This is a genomic window from Nisaea acidiphila (assembly GCF_024662015.1).
Lineage (GTDB): Bacteria > Pseudomonadota > Alphaproteobacteria > Thalassobaculales > Thalassobaculaceae > Nisaea > Nisaea acidiphila.
In genome coordinates this window covers 1,330,454-1,347,868 of sequence record NZ_CP102480.1, presented here as the reverse complement: position 1 = coordinate 1,347,868, position 17,415 = coordinate 1,330,454, and the positions used below count along the sequence as shown (strand labels likewise).

The following is a 17,415-nucleotide window of genomic DNA, read 5'->3' as shown; positions in this document are numbered from 1 at the left end:
GCCTGATGGGACATTTGGCGCTACGCCTCCGCGTACAATCGAAATTTCTTTGCCGAAGTCTTGCGGTGTCATTAAGTAAGACTTCTTCTTTGCGAGTAAAAATGTATGTGTGATGTGAGCGGCTCGCTTTAGGATCAATAAATTGTTAAAAAATTCAGGGTCTAAACACGTCTGGAATAGCGAGCCTGTTTCTTTTGGACCGGGGGGGATCATTTGGCTGAGGCGACAAGAGGGCCGCAGTTTGTCCGGCGCGTAAGACGCGCCTGGTACAAAATTCTGCGCGCCTTGTCGGTTGAGGAGCCGAACTTCGAGGTCGAATACGAGCCCGAAGAGGAAGTGGTCGAGGAAGAGGTTCTCGGTCCCTGGCATCCGAAGACCATCGAAATGATAGAGACCATCTGGGGCAAGGGCTTCAACATGCCCGGCGGCCCTCAGCACGTGCTCACGCTCGCCAAACCGTTCGCGCTCGATAACCAGATGAACCTGCTGGATATCAGCAGCGGAATGGGTGGCGGCACTGTCGCCGTTTCCAGTAAGTTCGGCTGCTACGCGACCCTTTTGGAGAATGTTCCCGAACTCGCGGAGATATCCCAGCGCAACATCGACATGTCGCAGGTCAGATCGAAGATCAAGCTGCAGGAATTCGATCCGGCGAAGATCTCGCTGAAGGCGAATAGTTTCGACTGCATCCTGACCCGCGAGTTTCTGTTTCGTACGGAAGACAAGACCAGGATGCTGCGGACCATCAAACGTGCGATGCGAATGTACGGGCAGCTGTCTCTCACGGATTTCATGCTGGCGTCCGACAAGGATCCGTCGCCGTCGCTCAAGAAATGGATCGAGAGCGACCCGTTCCCGATCCATCTCTGGACCGTCGACCGCTATCATCAGGAGATCGAGGCCCTGGGGCTGGATGTCCGGGTCTCCGAGGATATCAGCAAGGATTATCACGGCTATATGACCCGCGCTTTCCAGAGCTTCATCGACCGCTATCAGGAAGGTAAGATCAAGGCCTCCAAGAACCAGCTCCCGATCCTGATGGGCGAGGTGGAGCGCTGGGCGCGGCTCGCGGCGCTGCTCGAAGCGGGCGAGGTTCAGCTGCATCGTTATTTCGCTCTGAAGCCGGTAAAAGGCTGAGCCTGACCTGCCTGCGTTCCGGGCCGATTTTTCCGGGATCAGGCGTTGACATCCTCCATCCACCACCATATGTTCCCCGCTTCCCGAGGGCCGGAAGGTCCTCCAGACAGGATTTTTTGGACTCGTGTCATGAAAATCGCGAATTCGATCAAGACGCTGAAGAAGCGGGACCGCAATTGTCGCGTCATCCGCCGCAAGGGCCGGACCTACGTGATCAACAAGCAGAATCCGCGCTTCAAGGCACGCCAGGGCTAACCGCCCCGGCCTGATCCGATCAAGGCGGCCGTCCGCAAGGACCGCCGCCTTTTTCATATCCGGATTCTCCATTCCGCATCGCGGGATGTAATCTTGCCTGCCGGAATATCGACGTCAGATTGCCCCTTGGGTTGGACGGTCTTATTGTGGGCTGAAAAAGACCTCAGGAGAGCGAAATGCAGATGCCGGAACCGGACCGGTCCGTAATCGAACGCCGCGAGGAAATCGCGGCCGCGCTGCGCGCCATTGTGCCCGGCGAGGGGGTGATCACCGCAGACGACGAGATGCGGGTCTACGAGACGGACGGTCTCTCCGCCTACCGCCAGCTCCCGATGATCGTTGTTCTGCCGGAAACGACGGAGCAGGTCGCCCGTATCCTTAAATACTGCAAGTCCGCTGGCGTTAAGGTGGTCCCGCGAGGTGCCGGAACCGGACTCTCCGGCGGCGCCCTGCCGCTGGCCGACGGGGTGCTGCTCGGACTTGGCAAGTTCAACCGGATCCTTGAGATCGATTACGAGAACCGGGCCGTGGTGACCCAGCCGGGCGTCACCAATCTCGGCATCACCCACGCGGTTCAAGATGATGGTTTCTATTACGCGCCGGATCCCTCAAGCCAGATCGCCTGTTCGATCGGCGGCAACATCGCTGAGAATTCCGGCGGCGTGCACAGCCTGAAATACGGCCTCACCACCAACAACGTGCTCGGCGTCGAGTTCGTCACCATCGACGGCGAGATTTTGCGGTTCGGCGGCAAGCACCTGGAGGCCGACGGCTACGACTTCCTGGGCCTGATCACCGGATCGGAAGGACTGCTCGGCGTCGTGACCGAGATCACCGTCCGCATCCTGCGCAAGCCGACCACCGCACGCGCGGTGCTGGTCGGCTTTCCGACGGCTGAGGCGGCCGGGGCTTGCGTTGCCGACGTCATCGGCGCGGGGATCATTCCCGGCGGCATGGAGATGATGGATAATCCGGCGATCAACGCGGCCGAGGACTTCGTCCATGCGGGCTATCCGCGCGATGCCGGAGCGCTGCTGATCATCGAACTCGACGGCCCGGAAGTGGAGGTCGATTACCTGATCGGCCGGGTCAAGGAGATCGCCGAGGCCAATGGCGCGACCGAAGCTCGGATCAGCGAGAACGAGGACGAACGCAATAATTTCTGGGCTGGCCGCAAGGCGGCCTTTCCCGCTGTCGGCCGAATCACGCCGGATTATATGTGCATGGACGGCACGATCCCGCGCAAGCAGCTCCCCGAGATCCTGAGCCGCATGAGCGAGATGTCGAAGAAGCACAATCTCCGGGTCGCCAATGTTTTCCATGCCGGCGACGGAAACCTGCATCCGCTGATCCTGTTCGATGCGAACAAGGAAGGCGAGCTGGAGCGCGCGGAGGCCTTCGGCGCCGATATCCTGACCGCGTGCGTCGAGCTCGGCGGCGTGCTGACCGGCGAGCACGGGGTCGGGATCGAGAAGCGCGACCTGATGGGCGAGATGTTCACCGAGAGCGATCTCAATCAGCAGCAGCGGGTCAAATGCGCTTTCGATCCGGAGGGACTCCTGAACCCGGGCAAGGTCTTCCCGCAGCTTCATCGCTGCGCCGAGCTTGGCCGCATGCATATATCCGGCGGGCAAATGCCATTTCAGGACATTCCGCGTTTTTGATTTCGATCAATGCCTGCCCGCGATTGTGGGCGCCTATTCATTGTCATGGGGACCGGTGGAAAAGGGAGATCGACGATGACCGACGCATCGAAGCCTTCGGCCGTGCCGGGCAAGGCCAATGGCACGGCAGGGCGCAAGCCAAGAGTGGCCCGGAAAGTTCCGGCGAAACCGACATATAGCGACGAGGCGCACGAGGAGACGGCGGTCGCGTTGCACCATCTCTCCGAGATGCGCCACTCGCCCGAGGATATCCGCCGGATCTTCGAGACCGGCGAATATCCGTACAAGGAGAAGATGAAGCGGGCGGTCTACGAGCGCCAGAAGGCCAATCTGCAGGCCGAGCTGCTGAAGGCCCAGCGCTGGATCCAGGAGAGCGGGCAGAAAGTGGTCATCCTGTTCGAGGGGCGCGACGCGGCCGGCAAGGGCGGAACCATCAAGCGCTTCATGGAACATCTGAACCCGCGCGGCGCCCATGTGGTCGCGCTCGACAAGCCGAGCGAGCGGGAGAAGAACCAGTGGTTCTTCCAGCGCTATATCGAACATCTGCCGACCGGCGGTGAGCTCGTGATGTTCGACCGCTCCTGGTACAACCGCGCCGGGGTCGAGCGCGTCATGGGCTTCTGCTCGCCGAACGATTATCTCGAGTTCATGCGCCAGACACCGGTACTTGAGCAGATGCTGACCAGGTCCGGCATCCGTCTCTACAAATACTGGTTCTCGGTGACCCAGGCCGAGCAGCGCCGCCGCTTCAAGGCACGGGAAACGGATCCGCTGAAGCAGTGGAAGCTGTCGCCGATCGATAAGGCCTCCCTCGACAAATGGGAGGACTATACCGAGGCCAAGGAGGCGATGTTCTTCTATACGGACACTGCCGACGCGCCCTGGACGATCATCAAATCGGACGACAAGAAGCGCGCGCGGATTGCCTGCATGCAGCACTTCCTCTCCACGCTGCCCTATGACAATAAGGACCGGCGCGTGGTGCGGGGGCCTGACCCCTTGATTGTGGGCTCCGGCGCCCACGTGTTCGGGCAGGACGAGCATATTCTCGGAAAGTCCCTGCATCCGGACCTGCAGCGCAGTCGCAACGCCGGTGACGGCGACGAGAAAACGAACTAACGGCCGCGGGGGCCACCCGCGCATGAATTTGGAGTGATATGGCGTCTACATTGAAGCCGGAGGATTCGCGGCAGGTTGAGGAGGCGGTTGCCTGGGCGGTCGCGAACGGCGAACCCCTCGAGCTCGTCGGACGTGGAAGCAAGCGGGCGCTCGGGCGGCCGTTTCAGGCGGAAACGGTGCTGGATCTTTCCGCCCTCGCGGGCGTGATCGATTACGAGCCGGCGGAACTGGTTCTGACCGCCGGTCCGGCGACGCCGATGGCCGAAATCGAGAAACTTCTCGCCGAACACAACCAGATGCTCGCTTTCGAGCCGATGGATCTGACAGCCCTTCTCGGCGGCACCTCCTCAGAAGGCAGCCTCGCCGGGGCTTTGATGATCAATAGCGGTGGGCCGCGGCGTATCAAGTCCGGCTCGGCCCGCGATCATCTGCTGGGTTTCGAGGCGGTGAGCGGCCGGGCGGAGCAGTTCAAATCCGGCGCGCGCGTGGTGAAGAACGTTACCGGGTACGATCTGCCGAAGCTGATCTGCGGCTCCTATGGCACGCTCGCCGCCGTGACGAAGATCGACGTCAAGGTTCTGCCGCGCCCGGAGAAAGTCTACACAGTGCTGGTCCTGGGACTGGATCCGGCAGAGGCCGTGAAAGCCATGAGCGCAGCGATGAACAGTGCGCACGAGGTTTCCGCCGCCGCGCACGTGCCCGCCGATCTCGCGGCGAAATCCGCCGTTTCCTATATCAAGGATGCGGGCCGGTCGGTTACTGCCCTGCGCATCGAGGGTTTCGGCCCTTCGGTCGAACGCCGCTGCGCGGATCTGCGCGCGGAACTCGCCGGCTTCGGCGCAATCGAAGAGTTGCACACCATGAACAGCCGCAGTTTCTGGCTCGAGGTGCGGGACGTGCAATATCTCGCCACACCGGTGCAGGACCCGGTCTGGCGCATTTCGGTGCCGCCATCGGCGGGTGCCAGTGTCGCCGAGGAACTTTCGAAGCTCGACGGGGCCGCCTGGTTCTCGGACTGGGCGGGGGGCCTGATCTGGCTGCAGCTCCCGGCCTCGACCGATGCCGCGGCAAGAGAAGTAAGGACGGCGGTCGATGCTGTCGGCGGTCACGCGACCCTGGTCAGAGCGACAACTGACGTTCGCGCGGCAGTCCCAGTTTTCCATCCGCAGCCAGCACCGGTCGCGGCACTCAGCCGGAGGGTGAAGGAGAGCTTCGACCCGAAGCAGATCCTCAATCCCGGCCGCATGTATGCGGGGGTCTGAGACGGATGCAGACGAACTTCACTCTCGCCCAGCTTGCCGACCCCGCTACCCGGGAAAGCGAGTCCATCCTGCGCAAATGCGTGCATTGCGGCTTCTGCACAGCGACCTGCCCGACCTTCGTCCTGCTTGGTGACGAGCTCGACAGTCCGCGCGGCCGGATTTATCTGATCAAAGACATGCTCGAGAACAGCAAGCCGGCCAACGACGAGGTCGTTCGGCATGTAGACCGCTGTCTCTCCTGTCTCTCCTGCATGACCACCTGTCCGTCCGGTGTGAATTACATGCACCTGGTCGATCATGCCCGGACCCATATCGAGGAAACTTACCGCCGTCCGCTGCTCGACCGCGGATTGCGGGCCCTGCTTGCCTTCCTGCTTCCATACCCGAACCGTTTCCGCTTCGCCTTGCTCGGCGCCGCCATGATGCGGCCCTTCGCCGGCCTGTTCGGCGACGCGCTCGGCGGTCGGATCAAGGCGATGCTGTCGCTCGCGCCGAAACGGTTCCCGGTGCGCAGCCCGCTCGACAAGCCAGGCACCCATGTGGCCGCGGGCGCGCGGAAGATGCGGGTCGCGATGCTCGCCGGCTGTGCCCAGCGGGCGCTGGCGCCGTCGATCAACGACGCGACCATCCGTCTGCTGACGCGGCTCGGGGTCGAGGTGGTGGTGCCCAAGACTGCCGGCTGTTGCGGCGCGCTGACCCACCATATGGGCAAGGAGGAGAGCGCCATGGCCTCTGCCCGCGTGAATATCGACGCTTGGGCGGCACTGGAGGCGGAAGAAGGCGGTCTCGACGCGGTGGTGATCAATGCCTCCGGCTGCGGCACGACGGTGAAGGATTACGGCTTCCTGTTGCGCGAGGATCCGGCCTACGCGGAGACGGCCGCGCGGATCGCATCGAAGGCAAAGGATGTCACCGAACTGCTGACCGAGATCGGCCTGCCGGAAACGGCTGCGGGCGACGGCATGCGGGTGACCTATCACTCCGCCTGTTCGATGCAGCACGGCCAGAAGATCAAGAGCCTTCCGCAGGCGCTTCTGAAGCGGGCCGGTTTCACCGTCAGCGATGTGCCGGAAGGCTACCTCTGCTGCGGGTCGGCCGGGACCTACAACATGCTGCAGCCGAAGCTCGCGGCCCGTTTGCGGGACCGAAAGATGGCCAATATCGCGAAGACGAAACCGGAGGTGATCGCGGCCGGCAATCTCGGCTGCATCACACAGATCGGCTCCGGCACAGAGGTGCCGATCCTGCATACGGTCGAGCTGCTCGACTGGGCGACAGGCGGGCCGAAACCGGACGTGCTCGACAGGATGTGATCGGCCGGGACTTGGCAGGAACGCCGGCTGCGCTACCTTGAGGATATGCGCAATCTGCTCTTTGCCGCACTCACCCTGCTTTTTTGCGCCGCGCCGGCCGCGGCGGACCAGAAGGATCCGCGCCTGGATACCCTGTTCGAGGAGCTGAAGACAGTCACCTCGGTTACGGACGCGCGTTATATCGAGCGCGAGATCTGGGGCATCTGGCTGGAGCTCGATGCCGATGTCGAAGCCGAGATGCGCTTCAACGAGGGGCTCCTGCTGATGAATGCGGGGCAGCTCGAACATGCCATTCGGATCTTCAGCACGGTCATCGAGGTCGCGCCGGACTTCGCGGAAGCCTGGAACAAACGCGCGACCCTGCTTTATTTCACCGGGGATTTCGCTGGTTCGGTGCGCGATATCGAGCGGACGCTGGCACTGGAGCCGCGCCATTTCGGTGCGCTCTCAGGGCTTGGGCTTATCTATCAGCAGCTGGAAAGCGCCGACGGCGCCATCAAGGCCTTCACCGCCGCTCTCGAGATCAATCCTCACATGCCGCATATCAAGGACCGGCTCGACGAGCTCAAGGAAGAGAAGGCCGGAAAACCGCTCTAATCGGTTTCATCGCAGATTCGCTTCAGGATGAGCCATTCGTCGGGTGTGAGCGCCTGTTTCGTTCCTGTCCCGTTTTCTCGCAGGAACCTGGCGCGTTCCCGGCTGTCAGGATGGGTATTGAAATAACTCGGGAGTGCGTTCTCAAGCCCTCCCTTTCCCGCAAGTCGCTCGAAGAAAGCGGCGCCCCCGCCGGTGCTCAGGTCCATGCGGTTCAACAGCCTTATGGAGTATGCATCTGCCGCCGCCTCATCCGCACGGGAGAACGAAAATCCGAGCCCGGCCTGTAACAATGTATCGCCGAAAGATCCAGCCGCATCCGAGCCCAGGAGGAGCGACGAGGCGATACCGATCGCATGATCGCGTATCCAGCGTTCTGTGAGATCCCGGTTTGCCACATGCCCGATCTCGTGCGCCAACACTGCTGCTAACTCGCCAGGATCCTGCGCGCGAATGATCATTCCGCGCATGACGACGATTCTCCCACCGGGCAGTGCGAATGCGTTGTCCATCTTGTTGTTCAACACATCTACCCGGATCGCATGCGAGAACCCGGAAGCAGCAACCAGGCGATCCGTCAGGGCCGTCAAAATCTCATTCGGACGACCCGCATTGCAGCGTTTGCCGAGGAAGCTTTCGATACTGGCGAGACTCGGCTCCTGGGCCTTTTCGACCGACCAAGGCACCATCCGCGCAATCGTGTCAGTGACCGGCGGGATCAGGAAATAGATCGCCGCAATGACCACGAGGACGCCGATGGCGAGCAAGGCTGGAATGCGAAGGGAACGCATACCCTCTTTCTTGCGGTCGATCAGGTCCGGCGCATGTTTCCCGACCGCCGCGACCTGCTCCGGTTCCTCGATGATAAGGCGCGAGTCCTGATGCTGGCGATGGGTGAAGGCAAGATGGCTTGTCGGCCGGTATTCCCAGAGCCGAATCAAATCCTCGTAACGCCAGGCAAGGGTGCCGCGCTCGGTCGCAAAGGAGATTCCGCCCGGCCAGATTTCAGGAGTGATTTCGTAGTGTCTGGCCGAACTACCGTCGAAGAAATGTGAAGTCATGGATCAAGCAATGTCGAAGTCGCCAAGAAGGCCTTCGCCTGTCGTATTCGTGTCGAGGTCCGATTGTACGAGCTTGTCCAGATTCAGATCGCCCACGATTTCCAGATGCTGCGCAAGGAAAGTGCCTTTCCGGAGCCAGATGAAGGGAAGCAGGATCCAGAACGTGAAGCACACAATGAACCAGTTGCCGACATAGAGGCCCAGAACCTGGTGAAGCTTCGGCGCAAAGCTGAACCGAGCCGCACCGAACGTGACTCTGCTGGCAGCTCTTTTCCAAAACTGGATCTGATAATTCAGGTAAGCGAGAGCAGAGCAGGTCGCTCCGATCATTACAATCCCGACGCTCTGCCAATGGACCGATGATGTGCTGTCCTCGGTGCTGAAGTCAAAATTGAAGCCAATGGTTATCCTTGAGCCGTCGATGTTGATAAATGCGGCAAGCACGACAAGGTTCATGAGCAGAAAGAGCAGGTACGGTCGCCAGAGGCCTTCCGTTGTTCCGGCAAACCAGAATTGCTGGCCACCGAATTTCGTATGATCCCATCTGTACTGGAGCAGTTTGACGTCCATCCAGGGTTTCAGCACACCGAATGAGACGAAGACCAGAAAGTAACAACCTATCGACATCAGGCCATACATATAGGCCGCTCCGTCAACAGACCCCCGAAGGCTGCGCCATTGCGTGCGATTGATGCGGTAGCGGTACGCGAGATAGCGTCCGGCTGCATAGAGAAAGGCTAGTCCGAGCAGGCTCAGAGATGACAAGAACGCGAATCCGAGACTGAAACCGAGTTCAGGATTGACGATGTTGGAATTCGCCCAGTTCGAGAAAATGCCGTATGGCAACAGGATCAGGACGAAAACCTTCAGAAAGCCGAGAAAGATCTCCAGCCCTGTGCCGGTGTATTCGAGCGGCAGACTGTCGAGCCGCATCCGTGGCCAGAGTGCCCGTCTCACTCGCGTGATGGCCCAGAAGCGGTAGATCAATAGTGTCAGAGCCATGAAGATCACATTTACGAGGTGAAGGCCGATCAGGCTTCCCTTGTCACTGGTATCGAAATCCAGAGTGTGAGTCTTCGGCTCGCTGCTTGCGGTCGCGCCCATGCTTCCCGAGCCGCTCGTCTCGAATGTCATGCTGTCTGTTCCCCAGGCTAGGTCCGGTCAGGTCTCATATCCCCAGGTGCAGTCTCCGACGTTATTCGCATCTTCGAAAGTGACGCGGCACACATAAGTCGCCGAAGGCATGGAGACCGGTGCTTGTGTGGAGGCCCGGTTGGAGGGTATCGCTAGCGCTCCCATCCGTGAATCGTCCGAAAGGCCCGCCCCATGACCTCTTACGATCTGATCCTGAAGAACGGCACCGTCGCCACGCCCGGCGCGATCGAGGTGATGGACGTTGCGGTGAAGGACGGCAAGATTGCCGGGCTCGGCAGTTACGATGCGGATTCCGCGCCGGAAGTGTTCGATGCGACCGGCCTGCACGTCCTGCCCGGCGTCATCGATACCCAGGTGCATTTCCGCGAGCCTGGCGCCGAGCACAAGGAAGACATCGCGCACGGCACCATGGCGGCGGCGATGGGCGGGGTGACGGCGATCTTCGAGATGCCGAACACCAATCCGCTGACCCTGACGCCGGAGACGCATGCGGACAAGATTGCCCGCGCGGAGAAGGGTGGCTGGGTCGATTTCGCCTTTTTCGTCGGCGGTTCGGCGGAGAATGTCGGCAAGCTGCACGAATACGAGAACCTGCCGGGTTGTCCCGGCATCAAGGTCTTCATGGGCTCCTCGACCGGCACGCTCCTGGCGAAGGACGACGAGACGCTGGCGAAGATCCTCGCCGACGGGCGCCGCCGCTTCGCGGTCCATGCCGAGGACGAGTACCGGCTGGAAGAGCGCAAGCATATCGCCGAAGCGGAAGGCCATCCCCGGGTTCATAATATCTGGCGCGACGAGGAGACCGCGGTCCGCGCGACCAACCGGATCCTGAAGCTTTCCCGCGAGGCCGGGCGCCCCGTCCATATCCTGCACGTCACGACGGCGGAGGAGATGGACATCCTCGCCCGGAACAAGGATGTCGCAACCGTGGAGGTGACGCCGAACCACCTGACGCTGGTCGCGCCGGACTGCTACGAGGAGCTCGGTAGCCGCGCCCAGATGAACCCGCCGGTGCGCGAGGAACGGCACCGCGCGGCGCTCTGGCGCGCCATTGAGCAGGGCGTGGTCGACGTGATCGGCTCCGACCATGCGCCGCACACGCTGGAAGAGAAGGCGAAGCCTTATCCCCAGACCCCGAGCGGCATGACCGGGGTGCAGACACTTTTGGTCAACATGCTGAATCATGTGCACGAGGGGCGGCTCTCGCTTCGCCGTCTCGTCGAACTGACCTCGGCGGGCCCGCAGCGGGTCTACAACATCGCCTGCAAGGGGCGGATCGCATCGGGGTACGACGCCGATTTCGCGCTGGTCGATCTGAAGGCGAAGCGCACCATCACCAATGACTGGATCGCCAGCAAATGCGGCTGGACGCCCTATGACGGCAAACAGGTGACCGGCTGGGTGATGGCGACTCTGGTGCGCGGCAAGTTCGTCATGCGTGAGGACGAACTGGTCGGCGGACCCTCTGGGAAGCCGGTGCGTTTCGTCGAGACCCTGTGAGCCTGCGGGTCCGGCCCGCAAGCGCCGGGGATGCGGCGGCCGCGGGTCAGGCGGGATATGCCGCCTGGCTGAAAGGCATTTCGCCGATCGTGCCCGCTGAGGCGCGCGGCCGGGTGACCGAGGAGAGTTTCGCGTCTTTCGTTCGCGAGATACCGGAGCAGATCCTGATCGCCGAGCGCGCAGGTGTCGTCGCCGGGCTCGGCGCGACGGAACGCGGCGACAATCATATCTCCGATATCTGGGTGGCGCCCGGGCATGAAGGCGCCGGTATCGGGACCGCGCTCGTCCGGGATCTGGAGAAACGGATCGCCGACCGGGGATATGACAACGTGACGATATCGGTACTCAGCGACAATGCGAGAGCGCTGTCGCTCTACCGCCATCTCGGATACGGACTCGTTTCCAAGGGACCCGAATTCGACATCCATCTCGGGTGCGATCTGGAGACCAGTTTTCTCATGAAGGATCTCACCGCCGGTTCGGAGTGAAGTTCACAGGAACGGCGCAGGAACGTCTCCCTTTCAAATGGCATTGATCGGGAGCGGCAAGAGCATGCCTGTCACAAATCCTGTCAACAACACCACCAACACGGCGGTGGCCCAGCTCAACTGCGCATTCTGTTCGCTCTGCGGCGTCCTCAACGATTCGAACTTCGGGGGACTGGTAGGGTTCTTCTTCAACCAGGTCTTTCCGCAGAATCCGGTGACCATAAACTCTGTGCAGGACGCGTTCTGGGACTATTGGGAGAGTGAGATGAATCTCGCGCACGACGACACCAAGAGTCTGGAACGGCAGGTGGCGGGCGTCGCCTGGTTCCTGAGCCATATCGTTCCGGTCAATCAAAATGTCACTGTCGATAAGGGCGGGAGCACAGACAACCCGCTCGATTTCAACTCGGCGGATACCTTCATGAACACATACCCGCAGGGCACGCGCTTCGCCTACATGATCGGCGAGTGGAACGACGACTTCGAGCAGTTCGTCAATGCACACTGGCTGACGGCGGAGAAGACGGCACACGGCATCCAGTACACGGACTATCAGATGGACGTCGCGGCGGGGATCCGGCAGGCCGTCGCCGCTGCGGTTCATGTCGACGCGAACACGCTTGCGGCGCCGCATGTGACCAATGCTCCGCGTCGTCCCTGGGGCGCGGCAGTCGAAGAGGACGACCGGGCGGTGGTCATCGCCTATCTGCCGTTCTGACAATCCGAAGACGGAGACGAGACATGGCGAACGTGCAGCAATTTGTCGATCAGAACTTCACCGGCTCGGTGGCGGTCACAGGCTTCACCTACAACACGCCGCCGAAGCCGAGTTCAGGAACGCCCCCGCCCTTTACGGCGGAATGGGCCGAAATCAAGACAGAGGTCGGAAAGCTGGTTCCGGGCGCCATTCTGAAAGGACAGAGCCCGACCCTGAAGGAAATGCTGAACGCGCTTCTCCTTTTGGGAACCACCTGGGAGGAGCTGGCGACCGCCGCGGCGTTGGCCGAAGGCAATGCGAAGACGACTCTGACGGACAGGCTGAAGAGCCAGGCGGCCGAAATCGACAAGAGCGTCGGTGAAATCCTGCCTGTAATCGCGAAGCAGATCGCGCTCAACGATCAGCAATCCAAGGCGGGTCCGTTCAATACCGAGGCGACGATCCAGCCCGGCAGCGCCGCGACCTACAACACGCCGCTCTCGACCCTGCGGGACAATATCCATGCGCTGAACACCAAGATCGGCATTTCTATCATCGAGCTGGGGTGACGCCGCATTTTGTTCCGCTCCGGCACGGAACACATGTCGCACCGCAGCATTGTAGTTTGGGACTCGCCCCCTGATTTCTGCTAGGGAGATCGAAAGCCGTATCTGCGGCGCAGAAACTCAGGGAGAAAGTCACATGACCGGATGTATCGTCGGCTGGTCCCATATGCCGTTCGGCAAACATGAGGACGAAGATGTCGAGAGCATGATCGTCAAGGTCGCGGCCGAGGCCGTCGCCGATGCGGGGTTCGAGCCGAAGGACGTGGATGCCGTCTATCTCGGCCATTTCAACGGCGGGTTTTCGCCGCAGGACTTCACCGCGAGTCTTGTCTTCCAGAGTTCCGACGATTTCCGTTTCAAGCCTGCGACCCGGGTCGAGAATGCCTGCGCGACCGGCAGTGCCGCCGTGCATCAGGGCCTGAATCTGATCGCCGCGAAGCAGGCGCGCGTCGTGCTCTGCGTCGGCGTCGAGCAGATGACCAAGCTGCCGGGCAAGCAGATCGGCGAGACGCTGCTGAAGGCGAGCTATCTGAAGGAAGAGGCCGGCATCGAGGGCGGTTTCGCCGGGGTTTTCGGCCAGATCGCCCAGGCTTACTACCAGCGCCACGGCGACCAGTCCGACGCGCTCGCCCTGATCGCCTCCAAGAATCACGCGAACGGCGTGCACAATCCCTATGCCCAGATGCGCAAGGATCTCGGCTACGAGTTCTGCCGCAACGAGTCGGAAAAGAACCCGTTCGTCGCCGGCCCGCTGAAGCGCACCGACTGTTCGCTCGTCTCCGACGGCGCGGCGGCTCTGGTCCTGACCGACGTCGAGACCGCGCTCGGCCGGGACAAGGCGATCGCCTTCCGCGCGGCGGCGCAGGTCAACGACTTCCTGCCGATGTCGAAGCGCGACATCATCAGGTTCGAGGGCTGCGGCCAGGCCTGGAAGCAGGCGCTCGGCGCCGCGAACCTGACGCTCGACGATCTCAGCTTCGTCGAGACCCATGACTGTTTCACCATCGCCGAGCTGCTGGAATACGAGGCCATGGGCCTGACCGCGCCGGGCGAGGGCGCACGCGCGGTCAAGGAAGGCTGGACCTACAAGGACGGCAAGCTGCCGGTGAACCCGTCCGGCGGGCTTAAGGCGAAAGGCCATCCGATCGGTGCCACCGGCGTCTCCATGCATGTCATGACCTCCATGCAGCTGCGCGGCGATGCCGGCGACATGCAGGTCAAGGACGCCAAGGTCGGCGGTATCTTCAATATGGGCGGGGCCGCGGTGGCGAACTACGTCTCCATCCTCGAACCGCTGCGTTAACCGGCTTTCCATGAATGCAATGCAAGGCGGCCCCTGCCGGCTGGCGCGCCCGGACGAGATCGAGAATGTCCGGGAAGTCCAGCGGGCTGCGGGCCGCCGCTTTCTTGAAACGCCCTATGTCTGGGCGGCCGAGGATCCGGTCGACGATGCCGCGGAGCTCTCCGCGTCGCAGGACCGGTGGCATCTCTGGGTCTCGGTAGACGGACAGGACCGGCCTGTGGGGGCCGGGCATCTGATGCTGCTTGGGGACAGCCTGCATCTGCGTGAACTGGACGTGCATCCGGACTTCGCGGGGATGCGGCGGGGCGCCGCGATCCTGAACGCGGTCGAGCGCTTTTTCGCCGGTCGCGGGATCGTTCAGATCAGTCTGACAACCTTTATCGATGTGCCTTGGAATGCCCCCTATTATCAGCGCCTCGGTTTCGGCATTGTGCCGGAGGAGGAGATGGGGGCCGCGCTTCGGGATGCTTGGCTCAGGGAAGCGACGGGATTTCCGATCGGCAAACGGGTCGCCATGCGACGGCCATTTCAGAAGAGGGGATGGGAATGAGCGAGACTTTCAAGGCGGTCCTGCTGCGCGAGGCGGACAAGAAGGTTTCGGCCGCAATTGAGCAGGTTCCGGTCGCGGACCTGCCCGAGGGCGATGTCACGGTGCGGGTTGCCTATACCACGCTGAACTACAAGGACGGCATGGTAATGAACGGGATCGGCCGGCTGGTGCGCGACTATCCGCATATCCCGGGCGTCGACTTCTCCGGCATTGTCGAGAGTTCCGAGCATCCTGACTACCAGCCGGGCGACAAGGTCGTGCTGACCGGCTGGCGGGTCGGCGAGGTCCATTGGGGCGGCTATGGCGAATTGGCGCGCGTCAAGGGCGACTGGCTGGTGAAACTTCCGGAGGGGATCGGTCTGGATGACGCGATGGCCATCGGCACGGCCGGTTTCACCGCGATGCTGTCCGTCGATACCCTGGAGCGGCATGGTCTCGAAAAGGATCGGGGCGACGTCCTGGTGACCGGCGCCGCCGGCGGCGTCGGCAGCGTGGCGACGGCGATCCTTGCCAATCTCGGCTATTCGGTCGCCGGCTCCACCGGCCGGCCGGAACAGGCGGATTACCTGATGGATCTCGGCGTCTCGCAGGTGATCGACCGTGCCGAACTTGCCCAGGCGCCGTCGAGGCCGCTCGCGGGCGAACGGTTTGCCGGGTGCATCGACAATGTGGCCGGGACCACTCTTTCGAATGTACTGACGCAAATGAAATACGGCAGCGCGGTTGCGGCTGTCGGACTTGCCGGCGGCAACGAGCTGAACACCACGGTCCTGCCCTTTTTGCTGCGCGGCGTGAGCATCCTCGGCATCGATTCGGTCATTTGCCCGAAGGAGCGCCGGCTCGCGATATGGAAGCGGATCGCCACCGACTTGCCGATGCAGAAGCTGCATCACATGATCGAGCGGCACACGCTTGAGGACCTGCCCAATCTCGGCAAAAAGATCCTCGAGGGTGGCGTTCGCGGGCGTACCGTGATCGAGGTGTCGGGCTCCTAGGCGCGGCTCCGCCGATCATTCTCGGACTGCAGGCGCTCCATCCAGTCTTCCTCCGTTCCGGGGGCGTACGGACGGCCGAGGCGCTCGGCCACTGCATGTGCGGCCGGCAGGATCGCCGGATCGTACTCCATGCTCATGTGGACCTCCTTGAAGCGGGCCATCTCCTTGTAGCGCAGTGTGTCGGAATCGGCCCTAGGGGTCTCCAGCTTGGCCGAAAACTCTCCAAGCGAACGCGACCAGTAGTGATTGACCCGCATCGGGCCGGCGAGCGGCTCCTCCGTGAAGGCGTTGAACGGTGTGTCCCGGATCGGACGACTCGTGGCATCAACGGCATGAGCTCCGTTCCGGTAGGAGAAACTGTGCGGCGAAACATAGGCTTCGACCTCGGCCGTATTGACTATGCTCTTTATGTGCGCGCCGGGATGGAGATAGCTCGAAAGCTCCGTTCTGGGCTTACCCGGGATCAGCAGCTCCGGGTCGCTGATCTTGTACTTGATCGGCGCCCGGAGCTGGTAGGACGTCGTTACAAGGCTCGTCGGCTGTGTCTCGAAGCCTGAAGATCCGTACATCGCCCAATTGAGACCCAGGCCCGGGATGTTCTCGTTGGCGGCAAGAAAGTCGCGGAGCGGCTTGCCGTCGAGGGAGAACGCAAACTCGTCGAGATCGAAGAATCCGATCCAGCGTGCCTTCGTTTTGTGGTTTTTGAGGCAGTGCTGATAGGCGCCGGCCTGCCTTCGCAACCCACCTCCAACACGCAGATACGTTACCATGCCCCGGTCGCGCCATGGTTGGATGGCGGCTTTGCTGTCATCGACGCTCTGGTCGTCGTAAAGAAAGAAGTGATCGACGCCCTGCAATTCGTAGAAGGTCATCCATTCGGCAAGGTGGCGCGCCTCGTCCCGGAAGATCGCGCAGATGGTAAAATAATGCTGGCTCATGGAACGAAGGTTTCGAATGCGGCCTTGAAGTCGGGATGCCAACGGGAGAGGGCGGGGCGGTTCTCGGTGATGTCCCCGGCGCCCCATAGGATGCGGCGTCTATCTTCCTGCTCCGAAACCTCGTCGTCCGGGCAGATGATGTAGAAGCTGCCAGCTTCGATTCCTTTCAGCATGTAATCGACGACTTGTTCCGGCATCCAGGCGCCTTTCCTGTGTTCGCTTTTGCCGGTGGTGGTCCAGCCGGGCACCAGGAGGTGCGCCGTCACCGAGGAGGGGCCGTTGGTCCTGAGCTCGTGCGCGAGGCTCTCGGTGTAGGATTTCACCGCCGCCTTGCTCAGATTGTAAACCGGGTGGCCCGGCGGATTGGTGATCCCTTGCTTGGAGCCGACATTCACGATCACGCCCGGATTTCCATCCGCGCCCATCTCCGGCAGGAAGCATTTCACGCCGTGGATTACGCCCCAGAGATTGACTTCGACCAGCCGGCGCCAGTCCGCGAGATCGGCGTCGAAGCCCCGCCCGGCCCGCGAAGCGGCGTTGTTCATCAGGATATCGACCCGCCCAAAATGGCGCCGCACCGAGTCCTTGAGGGCTTCCATCGCGGCAAGGTCGGAGACGTCGGTGGGAACCGCAGCGACCTCGTCGGATGCCGCCGAACTGACCTCTTCGAAGCTCTCGTCGAAATCTGCTGAGGGAAGGTCGACCATGCAGACCCGGAGGCCCATCCGGGCGAATCTCAGTGCCGCGGCGCGGCCGATCCCGAGCGCGGCGCCCGTCACGAGCGCGACGTTTCCCGCAGCGAATGATGCATGTTCCAT

At 61.9% G+C, this 17,415-nt stretch carries 18 protein-coding genes; 14 read left to right on the top strand and 4 right to left on the bottom strand.

The features are described 5' to 3' along the window. The first annotated feature begins 213 nt into the window (after positions 1 to 213). The 7 genes from NUH88_RS06255 (at position 214) to NUH88_RS06225 (ending at position 7,347) form a co-directional block, all read left to right on the top strand. The gene (locus NUH88_RS06255; protein ID WP_257770697.1) at positions 214 to 1,137 is read left to right on the top strand and encodes a methyltransferase domain-containing protein; all 924 of its coding nucleotides are present in this window, start codon (positions 214 to 216) and stop codon (positions 1,135 to 1,137) included. Between the two features lie 129 nt (positions 1,138 to 1,266). Next, positions 1,267 to 1,392: a type B 50S ribosomal protein L36 gene (gene ykgO, locus NUH88_RS06250; protein WP_193186635.1), complete on the top strand. Its 126-nt coding sequence runs from the start codon at positions 1,267 to 1,269 to the stop codon at positions 1,390 to 1,392. Positions 1,393 to 1,568: 176 nt separating this feature from the next. After that, complete coding sequence (locus NUH88_RS06245; RefSeq protein WP_257770694.1) at positions 1,569 to 3,056, top strand: FAD-linked oxidase C-terminal domain-containing protein; 1,488 nt, start codon at positions 1,569 to 1,571, stop codon at positions 3,054 to 3,056. A gap of 75 nt (positions 3,057 to 3,131) precedes the next feature. Next, complete coding sequence (gene ppk2, locus NUH88_RS06240) at positions 3,132 to 4,175, top strand: polyphosphate kinase 2 (RefSeq protein WP_257770692.1); 1,044 nt, start codon at positions 3,132 to 3,134, stop codon at positions 4,173 to 4,175. Positions 4,176 to 4,213: 38 nt separating this feature from the next. Continuing rightward, positions 4,214 to 5,437, top strand: a complete 1,224-nt coding sequence (locus NUH88_RS06235; RefSeq protein WP_257770691.1) for an FAD-binding protein — start codon at positions 4,214 to 4,216, stop codon at positions 5,435 to 5,437. A gap of 5 nt (positions 5,438 to 5,442) precedes the next feature. Beyond that, on the top strand, positions 5,443 to 6,750 hold the full coding sequence (gene glcF / locus NUH88_RS06230; RefSeq protein WP_257770689.1) for a glycolate oxidase subunit GlcF: 1,308 nt from the start codon (positions 5,443 to 5,445) through the stop codon (positions 6,748 to 6,750). Positions 6,751 to 6,795: 45 nt separating this feature from the next. After that, a complete protein-coding gene (locus NUH88_RS06225) occupies positions 6,796 to 7,347 on the top strand; it encodes a tetratricopeptide repeat protein (RefSeq protein ID WP_257770687.1) in 552 nt (183 codons plus the stop codon). Here NUH88_RS06225 and NUH88_RS06220 read toward each other — a convergent pair. Together NUH88_RS06220 and NUH88_RS06215 are read right to left on the bottom strand one after the other, a co-directional pair. Beyond that, a complete protein-coding gene (locus NUH88_RS06220) occupies positions 7,344 to 8,405 on the bottom strand; it encodes a M48 family metallopeptidase (RefSeq protein WP_257770685.1) in 1,062 nt (353 codons plus the stop codon). The genes NUH88_RS06225 and NUH88_RS06220 overlap by 4 nt on opposite strands. A 3-nt stretch (positions 8,406 to 8,408) precedes the next feature. Continuing rightward, positions 8,409 to 9,539, bottom strand: coding sequence for a DUF898 family protein (locus tag NUH88_RS06215; protein ID WP_257770684.1), 1,131 nt, complete (start codon positions 9,537 to 9,539; stop codon positions 8,409 to 8,411). 192 nt (positions 9,540 to 9,731) lie between these two features. On the opposite strand from NUH88_RS06215, the gene NUH88_RS06210 reads away from it, so the two are divergent. The 7 genes from NUH88_RS06210 (at position 9,732) to NUH88_RS06180 (ending at position 15,659) form a co-directional block, all read left to right on the top strand. Next, positions 9,732 to 11,060: a dihydroorotase gene (locus tag NUH88_RS06210; protein WP_257770683.1), complete on the top strand. Its 1,329-nt coding sequence runs from the start codon at positions 9,732 to 9,734 to the stop codon at positions 11,058 to 11,060. Then, positions 11,057 to 11,548, top strand: coding sequence for a GNAT family N-acetyltransferase (locus tag NUH88_RS06205; protein ID WP_257770682.1), 492 nt, complete (start codon positions 11,057 to 11,059; stop codon positions 11,546 to 11,548). The genes NUH88_RS06210 and NUH88_RS06205 overlap by 4 nt, the downstream gene beginning before the upstream one ends. 64 nt (positions 11,549 to 11,612) lie before the next feature. Beyond that, positions 11,613 to 12,266 carry a hypothetical protein gene (locus tag NUH88_RS06200; protein ID WP_257770680.1) on the top strand — a complete coding sequence of 218 codons (654 nt, stop codon included), beginning with the start codon at positions 11,613 to 11,615 and terminating at the stop codon, positions 12,264 to 12,266. A gap of 23 nt (positions 12,267 to 12,289) precedes the next feature. Continuing rightward, positions 12,290 to 12,814, top strand: coding sequence for a hypothetical protein (locus NUH88_RS06195; protein ID WP_257770679.1), 525 nt, complete (start codon positions 12,290 to 12,292; stop codon positions 12,812 to 12,814). Positions 12,815 to 12,947: 133 nt separating this feature from the next. Further along, complete coding sequence (locus tag NUH88_RS06190; protein ID WP_257770677.1) at positions 12,948 to 14,114, top strand: acetyl-CoA acetyltransferase; 1,167 nt, start codon at positions 12,948 to 12,950, stop codon at positions 14,112 to 14,114. Between the two features lie 10 nt (positions 14,115 to 14,124). Next, positions 14,125 to 14,664, top strand: coding sequence for a GNAT family N-acetyltransferase (locus tag NUH88_RS06185; protein ID WP_257770676.1), 540 nt, complete (start codon positions 14,125 to 14,127; stop codon positions 14,662 to 14,664). Further along, a complete protein-coding gene (locus NUH88_RS06180) occupies positions 14,661 to 15,659 on the top strand; it encodes an MDR family oxidoreductase (protein WP_257770675.1) in 999 nt (332 codons plus the stop codon). Before NUH88_RS06185 ends, NUH88_RS06180 begins: the two co-directional genes overlap by 4 nt. Here the strand turns inward: NUH88_RS06180 and NUH88_RS06175 are convergent. Then, complete coding sequence (locus NUH88_RS06175) at positions 15,656 to 16,597, bottom strand: glycosyltransferase family 92 protein (protein ID WP_257770674.1); 942 nt, start codon at positions 16,595 to 16,597, stop codon at positions 15,656 to 15,658. The two genes, NUH88_RS06180 and NUH88_RS06175, sit on opposite strands and share 4 nt — an antisense overlap. Next, positions 16,594 to 17,415: an SDR family NAD(P)-dependent oxidoreductase gene (locus NUH88_RS06170; protein WP_257770673.1), complete on the bottom strand. Its 822-nt coding sequence runs from the start codon at positions 17,413 to 17,415 to the stop codon at positions 16,594 to 16,596. The genes NUH88_RS06175 and NUH88_RS06170 overlap by 4 nt, the downstream gene beginning before the upstream one ends.